The following is a 20,352-nucleotide window of genomic DNA, read 5'->3' on the forward strand; positions in this document are numbered from 1 at the left end:
GACCTATGAAGAAGAACCTAATAATCATCGGCGCTGGCATGGCCTCGGGCCGCGCGCTCGAAGAGGTGCTGGATCAGGACGGCGACAGTTGGAACGTCACCCTGTTCAACGCGGAACCGTGCGGCAACTACAATCGCCTGATGCTGTCTCCGGTCCTGTCCGGCGAAAAGACATATGAAGAGATCATCACCCATTCGGCAGATTGGTACGAGACGCAGGGCGTCAATTGCCGGTTTGGCGAGAAGGTCGCGGAGATCGACAAGGTCGCAAAAACCGTGACGTCGGAAACCGGCGATGTTCTGTCCTACGACAAGCTGGTGATTGCAACCGGGTCCAATCCCTTCATCATCCCGCTGCCAGGTCATGACCTTGACGGTGTCATCGCATATCGAGACCTCGAAGACACCGAGCGAATGATTGCGCTCGGCTCGAAACCGGATGCAAAGGCTGTGGTGATCGGTGGGGGTCTTCTGGGACTGGAGGCCGCAGCCGGGCTCAAAGCTCGCGGCGTGGATGTCACCGTGGTCCATATCATGGGCCATTTGATGGAACGTCAACTGGACGAGGCTGCCGGGTATCTGCTGCGCAAGGCCCTGACAGATCGCGGCATCAAGGTGATGTGTTCGGCCAATTCTAAGGAGATTGTTGGCGACGATGGTCAGTTACGGGCACTGTTGCTGGATGACGGTACGGAATTGCCTTGTGACCTTCTGGTGATGGCCGTTGGTATTCGCCCGAATGTGGCCTTGGCCCAAGATGCAGGGCTGGCGGTGGGCAAAGGCATCCATGTGGATGACCAGATGATCACGTCAGACGCCCATATTCTGTCGCTTGGCGAATGTGTCGAACATGACGGCGCGGTCTTTGGGCTTGTGGCGCCGCTTTACGAACAGGCCAAGGTCTTGGCCAAGACGCTGATCGGGGAACCGGCGACGTTTGTCCAGAAAGAGGTTTCGACAAAACTCAAGGTGACGGGATGCGACCTGTTTTCGGTCGGCGACTTTGCTGATGGCGAAGGGCGCGAAGACATCGTTTTCCGTGACCCGGCGCGCGGCGTTTACAAGCGGCTGGTGATCGAGGGCAACAAGCTTGTTGGGGCCGTATTCTATGGGGACACCAGCGACAGCAACTGGTTCTTTGGACTCATAAAGGATGGCGAAGACATCTCGGAGATGCGCGAAACCTTGATGTTTGGGCCGTCGTTTCAGGGGGGCGACCCCCTGGACCCTATGGCAGCCGTTGCAGCCTTACCGGATGACGCAGAAATCTGCGGCTGCAACGGCATATCCAAAAGCAACGTGGTCGCCGCCATTCAGGCGGGCGCCCATACACTGGATGCGGTCAAGGCCACGTCCAAAGCAGCGTCCTCTTGCGGTGGATGTAGCGGGCTGGTCGAACAGCTTCTGTCCGTCACGCTTGGTGACGATTTTGCCATGCCCGAAAAGGAAACTGTCTGCAAATGCACCGATCTCAGCCACGACGAAGTGCGCAAACTGATTGTGGCAGGCAAGATGAAATCAATGCCTCAGGCGATGCAAGAGATGAACTGGTCGACGCCGGATGGCTGTCATGTTTGTCGCCCGGCGCTCAACTATTACCTGGTTTGCGCGTGGCCTGGTGAATACGCCGACGACGGTAAGAGCCGCTTCATCAATGAGCGTGTGCATGCCAACATCCAGAAAGACGGCACATATTCGGTTGTCCCGCGCATGCTGGGCGGGATCACTACGCCAAATGAGCTTCGTGCGATCGCGGATGCAGCGGACAAGTTCAACGTCCCAACGGTCAAGGTCACGGGCGGTCAGCGCATCGACCTGCTTGGGATCAAGAAAGAAGACCTTCCTGCGATCTGGTATGATCTTGGTCAGGCCGGCATGATGTCTGGGCAAGCCTATGCCAAAGGTCTGCGCACGGTAAAAACCTGCGTGGGTACAGATCATTGTCGCTTTGGCACTCAGGACAGCACCGGACTTGGCATCAAGCTCGAAGAGCGGATGTGGGGCGCCTGGTCGCCACATAAATTCAAGCTGGCGGTGACCGGCTGTCCCCGGAACTGCGCCGAAGCCACCTGCAAGGATCTTGGGATCGTTTGTGTCGACAGCGGCTATCAGATTCTGGTTGGTGGCGCGGCGGGCCTCGATCTGCTGGAAGCACAGCTTTTGGCACAGGTTGCCACCGAGAACGAAGCCCTGGAATACTCCTGTGCGTTCTATCAACTCTACCGTGAGGGCGCGCAATATCTGCACCGCCCTTACAAGTGGATCAACAAGGTTGGTCTGGACTGGGTCAAGGATCAGATTGTCGAGAACCCCCTGAACCGCAAGGCACTTGCCGACCGGTTCCACTATTCCCAGCAGTTTTTTCAGGTCGATCCTTGGGCCGAACGCGCCATCAAGGGCAAAGACGCCCACGAATTCAAACCTCTGGCAGATCTGACCGATCTGCCGGTGGCTGCGGAATAAGCCTATGCAAAGCGAAATAGACATGAGCCAGTACATAGATATCGGTACCCTCGAAGACATTCCGCAGCGGGGCGCGCGTGTTGTCCGTACCCCAGAGGGAGAGATCGCCGTGTTTCGGACCGCCGATGATCAGATCTTTGCCATTGATGAGTGGCTGCCAGGAAAAGCCGGTCCGCTGTCTAACGGCATTCAACATGGAACTTGCGTGACCGATCCGATGCGCAATTGGGTGTTCGACCTAAGGTCCGGTGTGGCCCAAGGGGCGGATGACGGCCATTTGCGGGTCTGGGACCTGTACCTGCAGGACGGGCGTATTTTTCTAACCAGCGAGGTGCTGGGTGCCGCGAGGGTCACGTCATGACTCAGACCTGTACCACATGTCCCTACTGCGGGGTCGGGTGTGGCGTCCTGGCCGGCCCGGATGGCGAAATCGTAGGCGACCCGAACCACCCGTCCAACTTTGGCAAGCTCTGCTCCAAGGGCTCGGCGCTTGGGGAGACCATCGGTCTGGATGGCCGCCTTCTGCGCCCTCGCATTCAGGGCGTTGATGCGACCTGGAACCAGGCACTTGACCTAGTGGCCGACAAGTTCCGCGCTGCGATCAAAGAACACGGTCCCGACAGCGTTGCTTTCTATGCCTCGGGCCAGTTGCTGACCGAGGACTACTATGTCGCCAACAAGCTGATGAAAGGCTACATCGGCGCAGCCAACATCGACACCAATTCCCGGCTGTGCATGGCCTCGTCTGTGGCGGGGCACAAACGTGCATTTGGTACCGATACCGTCCCCGGCATCTATGCGGATTGGGAACAGGCCGACCTTGTTGTGTTGGTCGGGACCAACCTGGCCTGGTGTCATCCGGTTCTGTACCAGCGGCTGCTGGCAGAAAAGACGCGGCGCCCGCAAATGCGGGTCGTGGTCATCGACCCGCGCCGTACCGCCACCTGCGACATCGCCGATTTGCACATCCCTGTGCAAAGCGACGGTGACGTGGCGCTGTTCAACAGACTGCTGACGCATCTGGTGGATGTAGGCTGTGTCGACACAGAATACGTCGCAGCCCACGTGGACGGATTTGCAGCGACATTGAGTGCCGCGCGCAGATCCTCCTTGGAAGCTATCGGAGTTGATCCCGACCGGATCACCGAGTTTTTTCGGCTGTTTGCACGAACCGAGAACGTCGTGACCGTCTATTCTCAGGGCGTAAACCAGTCTGTGTGTGGCACGGACAAGGTCAACGCAATCCTCAATTGCCACTTGATCACAGGTCGAATTGGACGCCCCGGCATGGGCCCCTTTTCTGTCACCGGCCAACCCAACGCCATGGGCGGCCGCGAGGTGGGCGGGCTGGCCAACATGCTCGCCTGTCATCTTGATATCGAAAACCCAGACCATCGGGCTGCGGTGCAGGACGCGTGGCAAAGCCCCACAATCTGCTCTGAACCAGGATTGAAGGCCATCGACCTGTTCCAGGCTTGCAGTGAGGGCAAGATCAAGGCGCTCTGGGTCATGTCTACCAATCCCGCTGTCTCGGTTCCCGACGCAAATCGTGTGGCTGATGCAATCGCCAGCGTGCCATTTGTCGTGGTGAGCGACATTCTGGAACGCACCGATACAGGCGATCTGGCACATGTGCTCCTGCCGGCGGCGGGATGGGGTGAGAAGTCTGGCACCGTTACAAACTCTGAACGCATGATCTCGCGTCAGCGGCCGTTTCTTTCTGCGCCCGGCGAGGCGCGCCCGGATTGGGAAATCATTGCTGATGTGGCGCGCCGTATGGGGTTTGACGGATTTGACTACCAAAACGAAGCTCAAATTTTTCGCGAACACGCCGCCCTTTCCGGGCTAGCCAAACGGTTTGGGCGCGATTTTGATATCAGCGGTTTGGCCGGTCTGACCGATCTTGACTACGACCTGTTGCAGCCTGTGCGCTGGCCCGTGCCGCAAGCAGGCGCCCATGGTGGCCGCTTTTTTGCCGACGGCGCTTTCTTTCACGACAACGGCAGGGCCAAGATGGTTCCGGTGGAGCAGCCCGCCCCTGTGGTCCGGTCAGAGCTGACACTCAACACAGGCCGCATCCGCGATCAATGGCACACCATGACCCGCACAGGCCGCAGCGCCCGACTGTCGGCGCATCTCGCCGAACCCTTTGTGGAAATTCACCCCGAGGACGCGATGGCGCATGGGTTGCGCGACGCCGACCTCGCCGAAGTTGCAACGGAACATGGCAACGCCCTGTTGCGGGTTCTGATCTCATCCAATGCCCGCAAGGGATCGATCTTTGTTCCGATGCATTGGACCGCACAAACCTGCCATGCCGGGCGGGTCAATCCGCTGGTTGCACCCGCAACAGATCCGGTTTCGGGCCAGCCCGCCAGCAAAGATGGCGCCGTGAGTGTAAAGAGGGCGGACATGGCCTGGTTCGGCTTTGCCGTCTCACTCAAGCCCCTGTCGCCGACCACGGCCTATGCGGCGCTCGCCCCAAGCCCCCTGGGTTGGCGCGCAGAATTGGCGGATCCGACCCCACCTGAGGATTGGTCCGCTATGGCTCGCATCATCACTGGATGCACTCACAGCGACGCGGCATTGCTCGAAGATCACTCCACCGGTTTGATCCGAGTGGCGTTGCATCAAGCCGGCCGCATTGAGGCACTGTTTTTTGCTGCCAAACAGCCGGTTGCTGTTGCTCGAACCCATGTGGCCGGGCTTTTGGGCAAGGACATTTCTACCCTTGCCGCGCTGGCCGGTCGCGCGGGGGCGGATCAACCTGATCCCGGCGCCACGGTCTGTGCCTGCTTCGACGTTGGGATCAACACATTGCGCGCGGAATTCGCCAATGGGGCGCAGACTGTCCCAGAGCTTTGTCAGCGCACTGGTGCCGGCACCAATTGCGGCTCTTGCAAGCCGGAATTGGCGACTCTTATCGCAGCGATCCCCAAGCCGGTGGCTGCGGAATGAACCTGGCCACGCATATCCAAACTCTCGGGCGCGGACCGGGCCGATCACGGTCGCTGAGCCGCGAAGAGGCACGCGATGCGATGGAAATCATCCTAAGCAAAACGGCCGCCCCTGAAGCCGTTGGCGCGCTGTTGATGTTGATGCGCTACCGTGGTGAAACAGCGCCTGAAATCGCAGGCTTCACCGACGCGCTGCGTGTTGATGTGCAGAATTGGACCGGGCTACCGGTTGCGTTGGACTGGCCCTCATACGCAGCAGGCCGGACACGTGGTGCCCCGCTGTTCCTGTTGGCCGCAAAGCTGGTGGCTTCGGCTGGCTATCCGGTTTTGTTGCACGGTTGGAATTCGCACCAACTGGCGGTGGCGTCGGTTCGGGCCGGGCTGGCCGATCTTGGCATCGCCCAGGCCCATACACCTGCTAAGGCCAAGGCTTTGCTACAACGTGATGCAATCGTCTATGTTCCGGCCGAAGCCCTGCATGCGCCTGCGCTTGACCTGCTGCGTCTGCGAGATGATCTGGGTCTGCGCTCGTGCCTCAACACCGTGCTGCGCATGCTCAATCCGGCCGATGCCCCTGCCATGGTCCAGGGCGTCTTTCATCCCTCTTATCGTGATCTTCAAAGCGACGCGGCAGAAATTCTTGGTCAGACTTCGCTTTCGGTCATCAAGGGCGGCGGCGGCGAGTTCGAGCGTCATCCTGGCAAATCCCTAACCCTGATGGGACTCCGCAAAGGCGCACGATTTGAGACCATCGTTCCGGAACTGGTCAACGCTTCACGCCGCCTGCACGAACCGACTTTACCCCCGGTTTGCCTGTCGGCACTCTGGCACGGCGCGCAGGAAGATCCGTTTGCCACTGCCTGCGTGATAGGCACCGCCACCTTGGCCCTTATGACCTGCGACCTGGAAGTGGATGCCGCCCGCGAGGCTGCACAAGATCTTTGGGCTTGTCGCAGTGTCAGGTCGGCGGCGTAACAAGGAAATTCACTGATGAAACTCTTTCCGATGCCCCTGAACGTCACCACACGCCGAGTGCCAGACAACGTTGCAGTTCGACCTGCTCGGGTGACCCTGGTCGGAGCAGGTCCCGGAACCCGTGATCTGATCACTCTGCGCGGGGCGCAGCGCCTAAAAGACGCCGATGTGATTTTCTATGATCGCTTGATCGACCCAGACCTGCTTGACTTGGCCCGGCGCGATGCCAAACGCGTCTATGTGGGCAAAGCACCGGGCCGCCACAGTTGGCCTCAAGCCAAGATCAACGCCGGTCTTGTTGCTGCCGCCAAACGTGGCGAACGGGTGGTCCGTCTGAAATGCGGCGACCCTGGCGTTTTTGCACGTGGCGCTGAAGAGGCCGAAGCGCTGCAGGCCGAGGGAATTGCTGTGGAAATCGTTCCCGGAGTGACGGCTGCGAGCGCAGCAGCAGCTGCGACCGGGACTTTTCTGACCAAGCGAGGTCGCAATGACACATTGGTTCTGACCACAGCTCACAAAGCGGACCACTCCACGCCGCCGGACTGGGTGCGCCTCCTTGCAAGCGGTGCGCGGGTCGCAGTTTATATGGGTGTTTCGAAAGCCCGTGACATCGTTGATCTTCTTGACAGCGCAGGTCTTGCCCACAAGACAGTTGTCGACATCGTTTCCCATGCCGAGACTCGGCAACAAAAAACCGCTCAGTGTTGTGCGCACCGTCTGGCCAAGGTGATCGCGGAACAGAATATATCCAATCCTGCCATTCTGTTTTTCTCGCTCAGTGAAAACTCGGACCACAACAGCCTGCCCGAGCCGTCCCCTGCCCTTGTCACGATGGCATAAGTACGTGTCTGGGCTCCGTTGCTGTCCCAAATGTAGAAAACCGCCCTGCCCGAGCTCTGGACAGGGCGATGACCGTCAGTTGGAAACACCTTCCTCAAGCAGGTGCTGTACACCCTGATCAAACGGGTGGTTTACAAGTGCTGCGCGGGCCTGTTCGTCGCCCTTTAAGGTCCAGTCAAACCAATTGGTCAGGTAGTAGTTGCGCATCAGATGGGGCAGGTACACATCGTTTTTGCCATCCTTGATCCAACCCATGATCTGATACGGCTCGGGCGCAGCATCCGGTGTCGACGGAAGGCGCATACCTTGAAGCGGGTGACCTGGCGTGAATGCCCCTTCCTGATCGTCGGTCGTGTGCCCGTGACCCTGATCACGGAACATCACCAGCATCTTTTCCGCCGTTGCTCGGTTGAAAGCCGAGCGGGCGACGGGCTGTGGGTTGTCTTTGGTCGGCCATGGCTGCTCATCCGCCAACGGGTAGTTGTCAGCAGGATCACCGCCTGCTGCACGGTAGAGGTTGCCGTGAATGCCGCGGAACACGTTATGGACAAAAAAGTCGTCGGACCCAATCACTTGTAAAAACGGCTTCTGAACGCCTGCGGGCCGCCCTTCCTCAGGATTGCAAGGAATGCCGCCATAGGGTTCCCACAGACGCGGCATGCCATTGTTGAACCCCACGGCAGTATCCACGTCACCCAGGAATGCCGCGGCCGCTTGGGCTGTCATCGATCCCAGAGAATGGCCCATGACTCCGACGTGCTCGACATCGACGTGTTCTGTGAACATCCCACAGAGGGGTTCTGACGATCCCGCTTGAACAAGGCCCACTTCACATTCGGTCTTGGGCGCATTCAGAAACTTCATCTCTGCAATGACGCTGGCCACATCTTCGACACGCTGGTTGAACAGGTCTGCCATCAACTGACCTGACCTAAGCGCGCCTTCAGGGGTAGGCGTCAGGTCAGACGGGTCAGGCATGTTTTCAAAAGAAACGGGGCCTTCGAATTGGTAGAGATACTTGAAGAAATTCGCGAATACGGTGCTGTACGAGTTTGCCACGCGCAGCTGGTAGGCACCAATAATCTCGTCGAGCGACTTGCCCTTGGCCCAAGCGGAATCCGGATCGTGGAACACAGGCGACGCACCACTTTCCGAAGTCAGCGCAACAGTCACAACGATATACCCCTGCGCGGCCAGATACTCGGCGGCTGATGCCCAGGTGTGGATCGAACCACCCAGCCCGTGCACCATAACAATCAGGGGAAAGGCCCCTTCTGCGACCGGCGCGTTTTCATAGGCTTGGTAAATACCTTCGACGACAGGTTGCGGTCCATAGGTCGAAAACGCCATTTCGGCGAAATCCTGATCGCCCAAAAACAGCCCCGCGACCGAGATCTGTTCGCCTTCTGCCGCCGCAGGCAACGGCGAAGGAACCGTCGTGGCAGCGCGGCCCTTGGCAACCCCCTGCCCCTTTGCGGTGGGGTAATAGATCCGCGTCACGGTGGTACGCGGTGTTCCACTGGCGTCAACCTCGTCCAACCATGCACGGTATTCGTCAGACTTGTACTTTCTGCCCCATGCATCGAACGGCTTGCTGAAATCGCGTACAAAATTGGCTGCAACGCCAACAGCATACTTGGGTTCGGCCTCGGCATTATTCAGTCCATCTGCAGCAGCTGCGCCCACTGTGCCCACTGCGCAAAAGGCCAGGCCTGCAACGCCTGCCATCAATCGGCGATGCAGGGACTGTGGCAATGATTTCGTCATGAGTGTCTCCATTCATCCTTTTGTCCAAGCAAGCGGCGACCATAGGCGGCAAGTGAGCCGGGCAGTGGGCCGAGACAAGGTCAAACCCCTGCGACTCATCTAACGCCGTTTGCTTTGGCGGACCCTAGCGCGCAAGCTTGTTAAATGTTAGTGAAATTTCTCTTGTTGCGCAATTTCCCGCCATTCTCTACTAACGGGTTGAATTTCCAAGTCAGTCGCTCCGCACTTTCCCTCGGCGCCAAGTCCGGACGGCACAACAGGGCACGTGAAAGTACCCTTCGCTTGTGACATTTCACTGCGCCTTTATAAGGCCTGAAACGAAAACCAGACTGGAGACCGCAGGTGAAAACCTTCCTTCACATTGCCCGACAACCGTCCGTTCGCAATCGTGCTCTTCGTGTCGCTTTGGTGGTGGGAACCGTGTTCTTTACGATCAACTACGCCGATAAACTTCTTGCCGGAACACTGACACATTCCGAGCTTATCAAGGCCATGGTCAGCTATTGCGTGCCGTTCTGCGTTTCGACCTATTCGTCGGTTTTGGCGATTATGGAACGCGACTCTGTTTGACGCAATTTGGTCAAAGGCACCGCCACCACTACGAACCACAATTCTCTTAATCGTCTGTTTTCATTCGGAATCGCCTTGTTGACATGTTGTGAAATTTCACTCTAGTTTAACTACCAAACCCGCAAGGAGGCCTCAACGGATGTTGCAACAACTAATCAACGGGATGATGCTGGGGTCTGTTTATGTCCTCATCGCTGTGGCGTTCACGCTCAGCATCGGCATCCTGAATTTTCTGAATTTTTCGATCCCCGGATTGTTCATGCTTGGTGGCATGATTTCCTGGGTGTTGATCTCGATGGGCGTGCCGCCGCTCCTGGCTTTTGGGCTGGCATTTCTGATTGCCTGCGCCTGTGCTCTGGTCGTCGAAAAGCTGACCTTCAGCTGGATGAAGGGATCAGACCACGAGGTGCCCCTGGTCAGTTCGCTTGGGTTTCTGATCCTGTTCGAACAGATCCTGTTGGTGTTCTACGGCTCGGACCAACAAGCCTTTCCCAAGGTCATCCCCAACGCGACCTTGAAGCTAGGTGATCTGGTGATTGGCTCCGCGCAATTGCTTGGGCTTGTCCTGTCGATTGCCATCGTCATCGGCATCAGCCGCTTTCTCAAGAAAACGCGCGTCGGCCGGGGCATTCGCGCCATTGCCGAAGACACCACCACCGCCGAATTCCTGGGCATCAACGTGAACGTCGTTGTACCGCTGATCTTTCTGATCTCGGGCGCCGTCGCGGCCATCGGCGGCATGCTTTTTGCGGTCAACTACAGCCAGGTCTCACCCTTCATGGGTGAGGAGGTCGGATTCAAAGGCATCTCGGCCATGATCATCGGCGGCATGGGCTCGGTCTGGGGTGCCATTGCCGGTGGCCTGCTGATCGGGCTGGCCGAGGTCATGTCGATCTACTTCCTCGGTTCCGATTTCGTTGACCTGTCGGTCTATGGGCTGCTGCTCATCATTCTGATGGTGCGCCCACAGGGCCTCTTTGGTCTCGCTCAAGTACGGGAGAAACTGTGATGTTCAGTGGATACATCGACGGTCTTATCGTCATTCTCGCCATCAACGTCATCATGGCCTATTCGGCCGCGCTGCCGCTTGTCGCCGGGCAACTTAATCTGGGCACCGCAGGGTTTATGGCCGTTGGGGCCTATATGGCCGCCTTTCTCAGCAACGAATATGGCCTGCCCATCGGAGTTGCCATTCTTGTTGGTTCGCTTGCGTCGGGCCTGATCGCACTGATCATCGGCATTCCGGTTTTGCGCACTTCGGGCATCTATCTGGCGCTGGCGACCTTTGCGCTTGGCCAGATCCTGGTCGCGGTGTTCCTGAATCTGGAGATCGTTGGCGCCGCTCAGGGTTATCCGGTCTACGGCTATATCGAGATGCCGACGATTGCACTGACCACTATTGGCCTTCTGATCTTGCTGTTTGTCCTGTCTCAGACCCGGTTCTGGCTGTATCTGACCGCGATCAAGAACGACCCGACGGTTTGCGATCTGTTCGGGATCGAGGTCAGGAATGTGCAACTGGCCGCATTTGTTCTGGGCGGAATGCTGGCTGCTGTCGCCGGTGGGTTGCAGGCCCATTACCTGTCTTACGTCGAAGCGCAAAGCTTTGGCGCCCTGATCTCGATCTACACGGTTCTCTTCGTCATCCTTGGTGGCACCCAAACCGTACTTGGCCCTCTGGTTGGCGCGGCGTTCTTCACCTTCCTTCCCGAAGTGTTCCGCTCGGGCGAGGAATGGCGCTACGCGATCTTTGCCGCCTTCATCATTGGCTTCATGGTGCTGCGCCCGCAGGGGATGATCAACGCCAACATGATGCGCCGACTCAAAGCGCCCTTTGGTGGAAAGGCTTCAGCATGACCTACGCATTGGAAATCCGGAACCTGGTCAAGAATTTCGGCTCGCTCGAAGTGACCCGCGATGTCAGCTTTGGCGTCAACAAGGGCGAGCGTCTGGCCTTGATCGGCCCGAACGGCGCCGGCAAGACCACGATCTTCAACCTGATCTCTGGCGTCTATCCGGTGACAAGCGGCCAAATCCTGATCCAGGGCACCGACGTTACTGATGTTCCATCCAAGGAACGCATCGCTCACGGCATCAGCCGCAACTTTCAGAACGTGCGCCTGATGAAACATCTGACAGTGGTCGAGAACCTGATCCTGGACCAGCACATCAACGCCAGTGGCGTCGCCAACATGTTGCAACCCTTTGGAATGCTCCGCCGCCACAAATGGTGGAAACAGGCCTATGAGGCTTTGGAGGAAGCGCGTCTGATCGACTACGCCAATGAGACTGTCGACGCCCTGCCCTATGGCCTGCGCAAACGGGTGGACTTGGTGCGCGCCTTGCTGGCTGATCCCAAAATCCTTCTGCTGGACGAGCCTGCGGCCGGACTGAACCCCACTGAAACTGACGAGCTGATGCGCGAACTGAAAACAGTCGCCCAGAACGGTGTCACGCTGCTGGTGGTCGAACACGACATGCATTTCGTCCGCAACCTGTGCGAACGCGTCGTGGTTCTGAACTTCGGCGAGAAGGTCTCCGAGGGGACCATGGCAGAGGTTGAAAAGAACCCCAAGGTGCAGGCCGCCTATCTGGGCGTCGAAGCAGAGGAGCAAGACAATGCTGCTTGAGATCAATTCGCTCAGCGTCAAATACGGCCGCATCCCCGCGCTCGAAGACTTCTCGATGGAGATCAAGCGCGGCGAGATAGCCACGGTTCTTGGCGCCAACGGCGCGGGAAAATCCACCTTGCTCAAAGCCATACTTGGCATGGAAAAGGCCAGCCACGGCAAGGTCGTGTGGGAGGGTGAAAACGTCACCAACTGGTCCCCCAGTCGCCGCATCAAGGATGGCCTTGCGCTGGTGCCCGAAGGTCGGCGCATTTTGATCGCGCAAACCATCGAGGAAAACCTGTTGCTGGGCGCTTATCAGCGCGACGACGTCGACGCGATCCGTCATGAGATGGAAACCATCTATGACCGTTTCCCGAACTTGTGCGAACGACGTCACATGCAGGCCAGCTGCCTGTCGGGCGGCGAACAGCAAATGCTGGCAATCGGCCGGGCGCTGCTGTCCAAGCCCGATCTGCTGATGCTGGACGAACCGTCCCTGGGTTTGTCGCCGCTGTTTGTGAAACAGTTATTCAAGCTTTTGCGCGATCTGAATAAAGGTGGGCTGACCATCCTGTTGGTCGAGCAGAACACCGACCAGGCGCTGGCACTTGCAAACACCGGATACGTGTTGGAACGCGGCAAGCTGATCATATCGGACGGCGCCCAGAAACTCGCCAACGATCCGCGCCTTCACGAGGCATACCTCGGCGTTGCTGCAGAATGACAATCAGGAGTGTGACATGACACAAACACCCGAACTTAACCTTGTTCTGGATGCCGACACCGAACAGGAAATCACCTTTACCCCTAACCGTTTCGTGATTGCCGGATGGACCGGACGCGACAAGGTGGCGATGGAAAAACACATGGCCGAGCTCGAGGAGTTGGGCATCAAACGCCCCGCCACCACACCGGTGTTCTACCGTGCCTCAACCTCGCGCTTGACCCAACAAGAGCTGTTGCAGAACCCTGGCGAAGGCTCCTCGGGCGAGGTCGAGTTTGTCCTTTTCAACATCGACGGAGATTGGTGGATCGGAACAGGCTCGGATCACACCGACCGACAGGTTGAGGCTTACAACATCACGGTATCCAAGCAGATGTGCGACAAACCAATCGCCTCACGGCTGTGGAACTACGCCGATCTGCGGGACCATTGGGATGATCTGGAAATTCGCAGTCATGCCTTGATTGACGGCCAGCGTGTCACCTATCAGCATGGCACCGTGGCCGCGATGCTGTCCCCGGATGAGCTTGTCGCCTCATTCGAGGCGCAGACCGGAACGCAATTTGGCCCCGGTGATGTGATGATGGGAGGAACCCTTGCCGCAATTGGCGGCGTGCGCCCTGCCGAAGCATTTGAATTCGAATTACACGATGCTAAAAGGGGCAGAACAATTTCACACAGATATCACGTCGAGTCTCTACCCAATGTAGGCTGAGACACCCAAGGAGCAGAGAATGGTTGTCGAGACTAAAGCCAAAACCCGCAAACCGGATGCCGCGGAAAAGAAGGCTCGACAATCCCTTGCTGACATCGCCTATGAGGAACTGAAATACCGGATCATCACTCTGGTCTACGAACCGGGTTCGTATTTGAACGAGGCCAAGCTGAGCGATGATCTGGAAATCGGACGCACGCCGATCCACCACGCCGTGCGCCGTCTGACCCACGAAGGGTTGATCGAAATGATCCCGCGCAAGGGTCTGATCGTGAAAGCCATCTCGCTGCAAGAGGTGAGTGAGATCATCGATCTACGCCTGGTGAATGAGGTCTATTGTGCGGGTCAAGCCAGCGAACGCATGACCCCGACCGCCGAACACGAGCTTGAAGCGATCTTGAAAGAAGCCGAGGAGTTTGCTGAAAACGGCGACATCCAATCCCAGATAATGCTGGACCGCAGGTTTCACGACAAGATTGCCCAGACCGCGGGCAATCAGGTTCTGGCCGAAGTCCTGCGCAACCTCCACGAGCGCTCCATGCGGATCTGGTTTGTGTCGCTCAACAATGAAACTCACGCCGATCGGGTACGGAGCGACCATTGGGATATTCTGAACGCTTTGAAAAGCGGCGAACGTGCCAAGGCCGAAGCCGCCATGGAGCAGCACATACTGGCCTTCAAAACCAACATCGGGAAATTGTTGTGACCGTCTGCGTTCCTGTTGGACGGTTCAGATCAGCTCTTCAGCTTCCATGATCAGGTTGGTCTGAGTCCATCCCGCGGTGACACGCTGCAGCAGATCGCAAAAAAACACGAAGTCCTCGCGACTTAGGCTGGCAAAAATGCGGTCATTCAGGCGCTGCAACCTTGGGGCCAACTCCTGAAACAGGGCCCGACCTTCGTCTGACCGCGCCAACAAGGTGGACCGCTTGTCGGCCGGGTTGGGCTTTTTGACAAGCAGCCCGCGTTTGCTCAGCAGGTTGGCTTGTTGGGTGGCGCTGACGCTGGTTTTCTCGGCCCTTGGGTCCGAGGTCGTGCGTTCGGCCCATCAAGCCGTGGGTCAGGGGCAAGCCGAGGCCGCCGCCGCCCTGGGGTTGCATCGGGGACAGGCGTTCTTTCTGGTGATCCTGCCGCAGATGTGGCGTCACGCGATCCCGGCATTTGGGAACCTGTGGCTGATCCTGCTCAAGGACACATCGCTGATCTCGATCATCGCTGTCAGTGATATGATGCGCTATGCCAACATGGCCATTGCCACCACGCGCGAGCCGTTTTTCTTCTATTCGGTTCTGGCGCTGGTCTATGTGGTACTCGCCTTCATCTCGGGCCAAATCCAGAGCGTTCTGGAAGCCCGCGCCAATCGCAATCTGGTTGGGGTGCGCTGAGATGCTGTCGCACATCACCGACAATCTGGATCTGTGGGTCCACGGCCTGCAAAACACCGTCAGCCTGACCTTGCTGGGGTTCATCTTTGGCTTCTTCGCCGCGATCCCGTTGGCAGCCGCAAGGTTGAGCAAATACCGCGCCCTGTCGGGGTTGGCCTATACCTATATCTATCTGGTGCGGGGCACCCCGCTCTTGGTCCAGATCTTCATCATCTACTACGGGTTTGGCCAGTTCCACAAAGAGCTGCGGGCGCTTGGGCTGTGGTGGTTCTTTCGCGACGCATTCAACTGCGGTCTGCTGGCGTTCACGCTGAATTCGGCCGCGTATCAGGCGGAAATCCTGCGTGGTGGCATTCTCGCCATCCCCAAGGGCACGATCGAGGCCGGGTTGGCCTTGGGCTTGGGACGGTTCCAGCGGTTCCGCCTGCTGATCCTGCCGATCACGGTGGCGCGGATGCTGCCCGCATTCGGCAATGAGCTGGTGCTGCTGCTCAAAGCCTCGGCCCTGGTCAGCGTGATCACCGTGCGCGACGTGATGGGGCAGGCGCGGTATCTGTTTGGCGAAACCTTTGACCTGAGCATCTTTTACATCGCCGCCGCCAATTACCTGATCGTCGTTCTGGTGATCGAGGCGGTCTGGCGCCGCCTGGAACGGCGCAATGTCTGGCTGGCTTACAAAGGATAACAACAATGAAAACACAAGCCGACGATATCGCCTTTGGCCGCGAAGGGGTGTTCCGCACTCAAACTGGCCCGGATGGCACCCATGTTGAAATGCCCTATTCCGGTATCCGCACTTTTCTGCGCCGCCGACCCTCGGTGGACATGACCGGCGTGGATATCGGGGTCTATGGCATTCCGTTTGACCTGACCACATCTGGTCGGCCTGGCGCCCGGCTGGGGCCAAGCGCCCTGCGCGAAGCTTCGGCGCAGCTGGCCTGGGGCGAGGTGTGGCCTTGGGGCTTTGATCCCTTCGACATCCTGTCAGTGGTCGATTGCGGTGATGTGCCGTTCCGGCGCGGACAGGTCGAGCAGATGCGCGACAGTGCCGTCGCCATGGCCCGTCACATCAGCGGGGCCGGGGCCGGCACGCTGATGCTGGGGGGCGATCACTGCACCACCTATACCGCGATCAAGGCGCATGCTGAGCGTCACGGCCCGCTGGCTTTGGTTCAGTTCGATGCGCATCGTGACACGCAGAAAAGCAACTGGTTTGATCACGGCACCTTTGTGCATCACGCCATGCAGGACGGGCTGATTGACCCGGAACATTCGGTGCAGATCGGCATTCGCACGCATTACGACAATGACGATCCGATCAAGGTGCTTTACCGCGATTGGATGCATGACCATGGCTGGCGCGGCGCGTTGGAAAAGATGCGCCAAGTGGTGGGCAACCGCCCCGCTTACCTCAGCATCGACATCGACAGCCTGGACCCCGCCTATGCCCCCGGCACCGGCACACCGGTGGTGGATGGGTTGACCCCGAACGACATCATCCAGTTCCTGCGCGGCAGCGTCGATGTGAACTTTGTCGGCATGGACATTGTCGAGGTCTCGCCGCCCTATGATCATGCCGACATCACCGCGCTTTTGGGGGCCTCGCTGGCCCTGGAATACATCTGCGCCCGCGCTGCCCGGCGCAAGGAGGACACATGAGCCATCGCGTTGCCATCATCGAATACAACAATGAAAGCAACACCTTCACGGTGATGCAAACCGGTTTGGACGACTTTCGCGCCAAACACTATGACATCGGCGAGGATATCCCCCGCAACCTGCGTGGCACCGGGTCCGAGATCGGCGGCGCGATCGAGGTGGCAGAGGCGTGGGGCTGGATCCCGGTCTATATCACCGCCGCTCAGGCCGAACCGGGTGGCCCGATTACCGAGGCGACGCGGGTGGAAATCACCGAAGAGGCCAAGCGGCGCCTGCAGGCGGGCGCGCCTTATGACGGGGTTTTTGTTGCGCTGCACGGGGCGATGGTGACTGAAAGCGATCAGGACGGCGAAAGCCAGTTTCTGCGCGAGGTGCGCGCGATTGTAGGCCATGACATCCCCATCGCGGTAACGCTGGATCTACATGCCAACATCTTTGACGAGATGGCGGACCTGGTGCAGATCGCGGTGTCGTTCCGCACCTATCCGCACATCGACATGCGCGAGGTTGGGGTCGAGGCTTGCGAGCTGCTGCACCGCGCCATGTCCGGCGACATTCACCCCAAGTTGGAAATTCAGCGGCCGCCGATGCTGGTGGGGTGCGACGATGGTCGCACCACCAATGACGGGCCGATGTGCCGCCTGCTGGAAAGCGCCGCGCAAGAGATGCAGACGCCAGGTATCCTGAATGTGGCCATCAATGCTGGCTTCACCGATGCCGATGTCTGGGCGGCTGGCCCCTCGGTTCTGGTGACCTATGACACCGCCACCACCGATCAGCGTGCTGCTTCGGCCTGTGCCGGTCGGATCTGTGATCAGATCTGGGCGTTTCGCGATCAGTGGGACCTGCCCATCCCGCTGGATGACTGCATTGCGCAGTTGTCTGCGCCACGCTTGGGCGAGGGGCCTGTCGTGGTCGCCGACTTCTCGGACAATCCCGGATCAGGCGCCTACGGCGATTGCACGGCTCTGATTGCAGCAATGCTGAGGGTCGGCGTCCAGAACGCGGCGGCCGGGGCGCTTTACGACCCCCAAGCCGCATCCGAGCTCGCCGCCCATGGGGTTGGTGCCGTCGTAACGCTCTCCATCGGCGGGAAAACCGACGCATCCGTGGGCGGCGGGCCGCTTGAGGTCACGGGCAAGGTCATGGCGATCAGCGATGGGGCGTTCACATTTGAGGGGCCGATGTTCACCGGCCTGCCGGGGTCGACAGGACAGAGCGTGTGCCTGCGCGTGCAGGGCCTCGACATCATGATCGTGTCTGACCGGATGCAGATGCTGGACCAAAACATCTTTCGCGTGGTGGGCATTGAACCAGCGGACAAATCGGTACTGGCGGTCAAATCGATGCAGCATTTCAAGGGCGCCTTTGCCCCGATTGCGTCAGACATCATTGTCACGGATGCAGGCGGCTTGTGCACGCCCAATGTCAAACGCCGCACCTATACCCGCCTGCGCCGTCCGGTCTTTCCACTGGACAATTTCAATGTCTGAGGTCCACGACATCGCCATCATTGGCGGCGGCATCACGGGCGCGGCGCTGGCTTATTTCCTGCAAGGACGGCGTTCGGTCGTGTTGCTCGAACAAGAAAGCGCGCTTGGGTTTCATTCGACGGGCCGGTCAGCGGCGGAATTCACCCGCCGATTTCATTCGCCCGAGGTTGGGCAGCTGACCCAGGCCAGTGCGGGTTTCATGATGACCCCGCTCCCCGGCTTTGCAGAGATTGATCTGTTGCGCCCGCGCGGCAACCTGTTGATTGCCGACGCCGAGAAGGCTGATCATCTGCGCGCGGTCTATGACCACGAATGCGCCAACGCGCCAAAGGATACGCCGCCGGTTGAATTTCTGAGTGTGGATCAGGCAATGGAAAAGGTGCCCTTTCTTGACCCCGGCTGGGTCAACGCCGCCTTCTATGACCCCGATTGTTGGGATGTTGAAGTAGAGACCTTGCTGCAAGGCTATGTGCGGGGGGCCAAGGCACAGGGGGCAGAGTTCCAACAGCGTGCGACGGTGACTGGGGCGACACGTGAGAACGGGCATTGGGTGATAGAAACCTCCGCAGGCGAGATGTGCGCCAAAACGGTCGTCAACGCCTCGGGTGGGTGGGCCGATCCGTTGGCAAAGATTTTTGGCGCTAATGCCTTGGGCATAATCCCTCATCGGCGCACGGCAATCAGCGTCAAGGTGCCGGGCCATGAACTGACCCACATACCCGAGGTCAACGAGATTGATGAGCTGTTCTATTTCAAACCCGACGCCGGGCAGTTGATGGTCAGCCCTGCTGATGAAACCCCGGTCGATCCCCATGATGCCTGGCCCGAGGAATTGGACGTGGCCTATGCTGCGCATTACCTGGGCGAATGCACCACGCTTGAGGTCACCCATGTGGCACACAGTTGGGCGGGTTTGCGGACCTTTGCCCCTGACCGGCTGCCGGTGATCGGGTTTTCGGAGCAGGTCGAAGGGCTGTTCTGGTTGGCCGGTGTTGGTGGCTACGGCATTCAAACCTCACCTGCCGTTGGTCAGATCGCCGCCGCTTTGCTGAGCGAGGCTCCCCTGCCGCACCCCGTTGCGGATTTTGACCCGCGCCTTTTCTCTCCCTCTCGATTGGAACGCTGAGTCATGGAAATTTTTGATGCCGATGCCACTGCCCGCGCGTTGCCCTTTGACGCGCTGATCGAACAGATGCAGGCGCTGTTCGCGAATGGCCTGACCGCGCCTGATCGTCACCATCACACCATGCAAATGCAGGACAAGGCGGACGCGACCCTGCTGTTGATGCCTGCCTGGACAGAGCAGATCGGCTGCGTCAAGGTTGTGACCGCTACCCCGGGCAACAGCGCCCGCAGCCTGCCTGCAATTGCGGGGTCGGTTTTGGTTTTTGACCGTGCCACCGGTGCGCATCTGGCCCTGATCGACGGAGCGGTTGCAACCGCGCGGCGTACCGCTGCGGCCTCGGCCCTTGGGGCGCGGTATCTGGCACGTGAGGATGCAAAGCACCTGTTGATCATCGGCGCGGGCAAGGTTGCCGCACAGCTGACCGATGCGTTCCGCGCGGTGCGTCCGATTGAGACGGTGCGCATCTGGGACTTGTTCCCGCAAGCGGCCGAGGCGCTTGCCGCATCCTTGCGGAGCAGAGGCTGGGACGCGCAGGCGGTCAGCGATCTGTCGCAGGCAGTGCCCCAGGCCGACATCATCAGCGCGGCCACCCTAGCTACCGAACCCCTATTGATGGGCGAATGGCTGCGACCCGGACAGCACGTGGACCTGATCGGGGCCTTCACCCCGGCCATGCGCGAAGCTGATGATCACTCCTTGCAACGCGGGCGGCTGTTTGTGGACACCAAGTTCGCCACCATCGAGGCCGGAGAATTGAAGACGCCGTTGGAAACCGGTGCCATCGCGCCATCTGACATTCTGGGCGATTTGTATGCCTTGGCGCAGGGCAAGGCCACGCGTGAGAGACGGGACGAGATCACCCTGTTCAAATCGGTGGGCAACGCGGTCATGGACCTTGCCGCCGCAATCACCGCGACCCGAAAGGCTGAGGAGGAACCCCATGTCTGAACTTATGTCTGACCGCGAAATCGATCGCTCGAAAATGCAGGTGAGCGACGAGGTCGCCATTGAAATCAACAACATGAACAAGTGGTACGGGTCCTTTCACGTGTTGCGCGACATCAATC

Annotated in this window: 20 protein-coding genes and 1 pseudogene; 19 read left to right on the top strand and 2 right to left on the bottom strand. The window is 59.0% G+C overall.

The genetic code is table 11. The features are described from left to right. Positions 1–5: 5 nt before the first annotated feature. The 5 genes from nirB to cobA are packed head-to-tail and all read left to right on the top strand — an operon-like array spanning position 6 to position 7,234. Positions 6–2,462: a nitrite reductase large subunit NirB gene (nirB, locus tag TRM7615_RS22285; RefSeq protein ID WP_108791900.1), complete on the top strand. Its 2,457-nt coding sequence runs from the start codon at positions 6–8 to the stop codon at positions 2,460–2,462. 22 nt (positions 2,463–2,484) lie between these two features. Beyond that, positions 2,485–2,823: a nitrite reductase (NAD(P)H) small subunit gene (locus TRM7615_RS22290; RefSeq protein WP_108791949.1), complete on the top strand. Its 339-nt coding sequence runs from the start codon at positions 2,485–2,487 to the stop codon at positions 2,821–2,823. Then, complete coding sequence (locus TRM7615_RS22295; protein ID WP_108791902.1) at positions 2,820–5,420, top strand: nitrate reductase; 2,601 nt, start codon at positions 2,820–2,822, stop codon at positions 5,418–5,420. The genes TRM7615_RS22290 and TRM7615_RS22295 overlap by 4 nt, the downstream gene beginning before the upstream one ends. Continuing rightward, positions 5,417–6,394 carry a glycosyl transferase family protein gene (locus TRM7615_RS22300; protein WP_108791904.1) on the top strand — a complete coding sequence of 326 codons (978 nt, stop codon included), beginning with the start codon at positions 5,417–5,419 and terminating at the stop codon, positions 6,392–6,394. Before TRM7615_RS22295 ends, TRM7615_RS22300 begins: the two co-directional genes overlap by 4 nt. A 15-nt stretch (positions 6,395–6,409) precedes the next feature. Next, the gene (cobA, locus tag TRM7615_RS22305; RefSeq protein WP_108791906.1) at positions 6,410–7,234 is read left to right on the top strand and encodes a uroporphyrinogen-III C-methyltransferase; all 825 of its coding nucleotides are present in this window, start codon (positions 6,410–6,412) and stop codon (positions 7,232–7,234) included. A 75-nt stretch (positions 7,235–7,309) separates the two neighbouring features. Here cobA and TRM7615_RS22310 read toward each other — a convergent pair whose 3' ends face one another. After that, positions 7,310–9,001: an alpha/beta hydrolase gene (locus TRM7615_RS22310; RefSeq protein WP_165821498.1), complete on the bottom strand. Its 1,692-nt coding sequence runs from the start codon at positions 8,999–9,001 to the stop codon at positions 7,310–7,312. Between the two features lie 342 nt (positions 9,002–9,343). Between TRM7615_RS22310 and nrtS the strand changes: the two genes are divergently transcribed. The 7 genes from nrtS (at position 9,344) to TRM7615_RS22345 (ending at position 14,328) form a co-directional block, all read left to right on the top strand. After that, entirely contained in the window at positions 9,344–9,571 is a 228-nt protein-coding gene (gene nrtS, locus TRM7615_RS22315) for a nitrate/nitrite transporter NrtS (RefSeq protein WP_207775260.1), read from the top strand. 139 nt (positions 9,572–9,710) lie between these two features. Continuing rightward, on the top strand, positions 9,711–10,580 hold the full coding sequence (locus TRM7615_RS22320; RefSeq protein WP_108791908.1) for a branched-chain amino acid ABC transporter permease: 870 nt from the start codon (positions 9,711–9,713) through the stop codon (positions 10,578–10,580). Continuing rightward, positions 10,580–11,428 (top strand): branched-chain amino acid ABC transporter permease, encoded by an 849-nt coding sequence (locus tag TRM7615_RS22325; protein ID WP_108791911.1) that lies wholly within the window; start codon positions 10,580–10,582, stop codon positions 11,426–11,428. The genes TRM7615_RS22320 and TRM7615_RS22325 overlap by 1 nt, the downstream gene beginning before the upstream one ends. After that, positions 11,425–12,201 (top strand): ABC transporter ATP-binding protein, encoded by a 777-nt coding sequence (locus tag TRM7615_RS22330; RefSeq protein WP_108791913.1) that lies wholly within the window; start codon positions 11,425–11,427, stop codon positions 12,199–12,201. The genes TRM7615_RS22325 and TRM7615_RS22330 overlap by 4 nt, the downstream gene beginning before the upstream one ends. Beyond that, complete coding sequence (locus tag TRM7615_RS22335) at positions 12,191–12,907, top strand: ABC transporter ATP-binding protein (protein ID WP_108791915.1); 717 nt, start codon at positions 12,191–12,193, stop codon at positions 12,905–12,907. Before TRM7615_RS22330 ends, TRM7615_RS22335 begins: the two co-directional genes overlap by 11 nt. A 16-nt stretch (positions 12,908–12,923) precedes the next feature. Then, on the top strand, positions 12,924–13,622 hold the full coding sequence (locus TRM7615_RS22340) for a DUF2848 domain-containing protein (protein ID WP_108791917.1): 699 nt from the start codon (positions 12,924–12,926) through the stop codon (positions 13,620–13,622). A 19-nt stretch (positions 13,623–13,641) separates the two neighbouring features. Next, entirely contained in the window at positions 13,642–14,328 is a 687-nt protein-coding gene (locus TRM7615_RS22345; RefSeq protein ID WP_108791919.1) for a GntR family transcriptional regulator, read from the top strand. A gap of 24 nt (positions 14,329–14,352) precedes the next feature. On the opposite strand, the gene TRM7615_RS22350 is transcribed toward TRM7615_RS22345, so the two are convergent. Next, on the bottom strand, positions 14,353–14,538 hold the full coding sequence (locus TRM7615_RS22350; protein WP_125133729.1) for a winged helix DNA-binding protein: 186 nt from the start codon (positions 14,536–14,538) through the stop codon (positions 14,353–14,355). A 76-nt stretch (positions 14,539–14,614) separates the two neighbouring features. On the opposite strand from TRM7615_RS22350, the gene TRM7615_RS22355 reads away from it, so the two are divergent. The 7 genes and pseudogenes from TRM7615_RS22355 to TRM7615_RS22385 all read left to right on the top strand — a co-directional run. Next, positions 14,615–15,007 (top strand): ABC transporter permease subunit, encoded by a 393-nt coding sequence (locus TRM7615_RS22355; protein ID WP_165821499.1) that lies wholly within the window; start codon positions 14,615–14,617, stop codon positions 15,005–15,007. A gap of 1 nt (position 15,008) precedes the next feature. Next, the gene (locus TRM7615_RS22360; protein ID WP_108791925.1) at positions 15,009–15,692 is read left to right on the top strand and encodes an ABC transporter permease; all 684 of its coding nucleotides are present in this window, start codon (positions 15,009–15,011) and stop codon (positions 15,690–15,692) included. Positions 15,693–15,697: 5 nt separating this feature from the next. Next, a complete protein-coding gene (gene speB / locus TRM7615_RS22365) occupies positions 15,698–16,666 on the top strand; it encodes an agmatinase (RefSeq protein ID WP_108791927.1) in 969 nt (322 codons plus the stop codon). Next, positions 16,663–18,159 carry a M81 family metallopeptidase gene (locus TRM7615_RS22370; protein ID WP_108791929.1) on the top strand — a complete coding sequence of 499 codons (1,497 nt, stop codon included), beginning with the start codon at positions 16,663–16,665 and terminating at the stop codon, positions 18,157–18,159. Before speB ends, TRM7615_RS22370 begins: the two co-directional genes overlap by 4 nt. After that, positions 18,152–19,285: an NAD(P)/FAD-dependent oxidoreductase gene (locus TRM7615_RS22375; RefSeq protein ID WP_108791931.1), complete on the top strand. Its 1,134-nt coding sequence runs from the start codon at positions 18,152–18,154 to the stop codon at positions 19,283–19,285. Before TRM7615_RS22370 ends, TRM7615_RS22375 begins: the two co-directional genes overlap by 8 nt. A gap of 3 nt (positions 19,286–19,288) precedes the next feature. Then, entirely contained in the window at positions 19,289–20,233 is a 945-nt protein-coding gene (gene lhpI / locus TRM7615_RS22380) for a bifunctional Delta(1)-pyrroline-2-carboxylate/Delta(1)-piperideine-2-carboxylate reductase (RefSeq protein WP_108791933.1), read from the top strand. Then, positions 20,226–20,352, top strand: a pseudogene (locus TRM7615_RS22385) (amino acid ABC transporter ATP-binding protein); the annotation flags it as partial. The gene lhpI and the pseudogene TRM7615_RS22385, both read left to right, overlap by 8 nt.

Source organism: Falsiruegeria mediterranea M17, assembly GCF_900302455.1.
Lineage (GTDB): Bacteria > Pseudomonadota > Alphaproteobacteria > Rhodobacterales > Rhodobacteraceae > Falsiruegeria > Falsiruegeria mediterranea.

What these genes read in the sequence shown, in the direction of transcription:
- nirB (WP_108791900.1), top strand. Translation starts at nt 6, where the DNA reads ATGAAGAAGAACCTAATAATCATCGGCGCTGGCATGGCCTCGGGCCGC.
- TRM7615_RS22290 (WP_108791949.1), top strand. Translation starts at nt 2,485, where the DNA reads ATGAGCCAGTACATAGATATCGGTACCCTCGAAGACATTCCGCAGCGG.
- TRM7615_RS22295 (WP_108791902.1), top strand. Translation starts at nt 2,820, where the DNA reads ATGACTCAGACCTGTACCACATGTCCCTACTGCGGGGTCGGGTGTGGC.
- TRM7615_RS22300 (WP_108791904.1), top strand. Translation starts at nt 5,417, where the DNA reads ATGAACCTGGCCACGCATATCCAAACTCTCGGGCGCGGACCGGGCCGA.
- cobA (WP_108791906.1), top strand. Translation starts at nt 6,410, where the DNA reads ATGAAACTCTTTCCGATGCCCCTGAACGTCACCACACGCCGAGTGCCA.
- TRM7615_RS22310 (WP_165821498.1), bottom strand. Translation starts at nt 9,001, where the DNA reads ATGACGAAATCATTGCCACAGTCCCTGCATCGCCGATTGATGGCAGGC.
- TRM7615_RS22320 (WP_108791908.1), top strand. Translation starts at nt 9,711, where the DNA reads ATGTTGCAACAACTAATCAACGGGATGATGCTGGGGTCTGTTTATGTC.
- TRM7615_RS22325 (WP_108791911.1), top strand. Translation starts at nt 10,580, where the DNA reads ATGTTCAGTGGATACATCGACGGTCTTATCGTCATTCTCGCCATCAAC.
- TRM7615_RS22330 (WP_108791913.1), top strand. Translation starts at nt 11,425, where the DNA reads ATGACCTACGCATTGGAAATCCGGAACCTGGTCAAGAATTTCGGCTCG.
- TRM7615_RS22335 (WP_108791915.1), top strand. Translation starts at nt 12,191, where the DNA reads ATGCTGCTTGAGATCAATTCGCTCAGCGTCAAATACGGCCGCATCCCC.
- TRM7615_RS22340 (WP_108791917.1), top strand. Translation starts at nt 12,924, where the DNA reads ATGACACAAACACCCGAACTTAACCTTGTTCTGGATGCCGACACCGAA.
- TRM7615_RS22345 (WP_108791919.1), top strand. Translation starts at nt 13,642, where the DNA reads ATGGTTGTCGAGACTAAAGCCAAAACCCGCAAACCGGATGCCGCGGAA.
- TRM7615_RS22360 (WP_108791925.1), top strand. Translation starts at nt 15,009, where the DNA reads ATGCTGTCGCACATCACCGACAATCTGGATCTGTGGGTCCACGGCCTG.
- speB (WP_108791927.1), top strand. Translation starts at nt 15,698, where the DNA reads ATGAAAACACAAGCCGACGATATCGCCTTTGGCCGCGAAGGGGTGTTC.
- TRM7615_RS22370 (WP_108791929.1), top strand. Translation starts at nt 16,663, where the DNA reads ATGAGCCATCGCGTTGCCATCATCGAATACAACAATGAAAGCAACACC.
- TRM7615_RS22375 (WP_108791931.1), top strand. Translation starts at nt 18,152, where the DNA reads ATGTCTGAGGTCCACGACATCGCCATCATTGGCGGCGGCATCACGGGC.
- lhpI (WP_108791933.1), top strand. Translation starts at nt 19,289, where the DNA reads ATGGAAATTTTTGATGCCGATGCCACTGCCCGCGCGTTGCCCTTTGAC.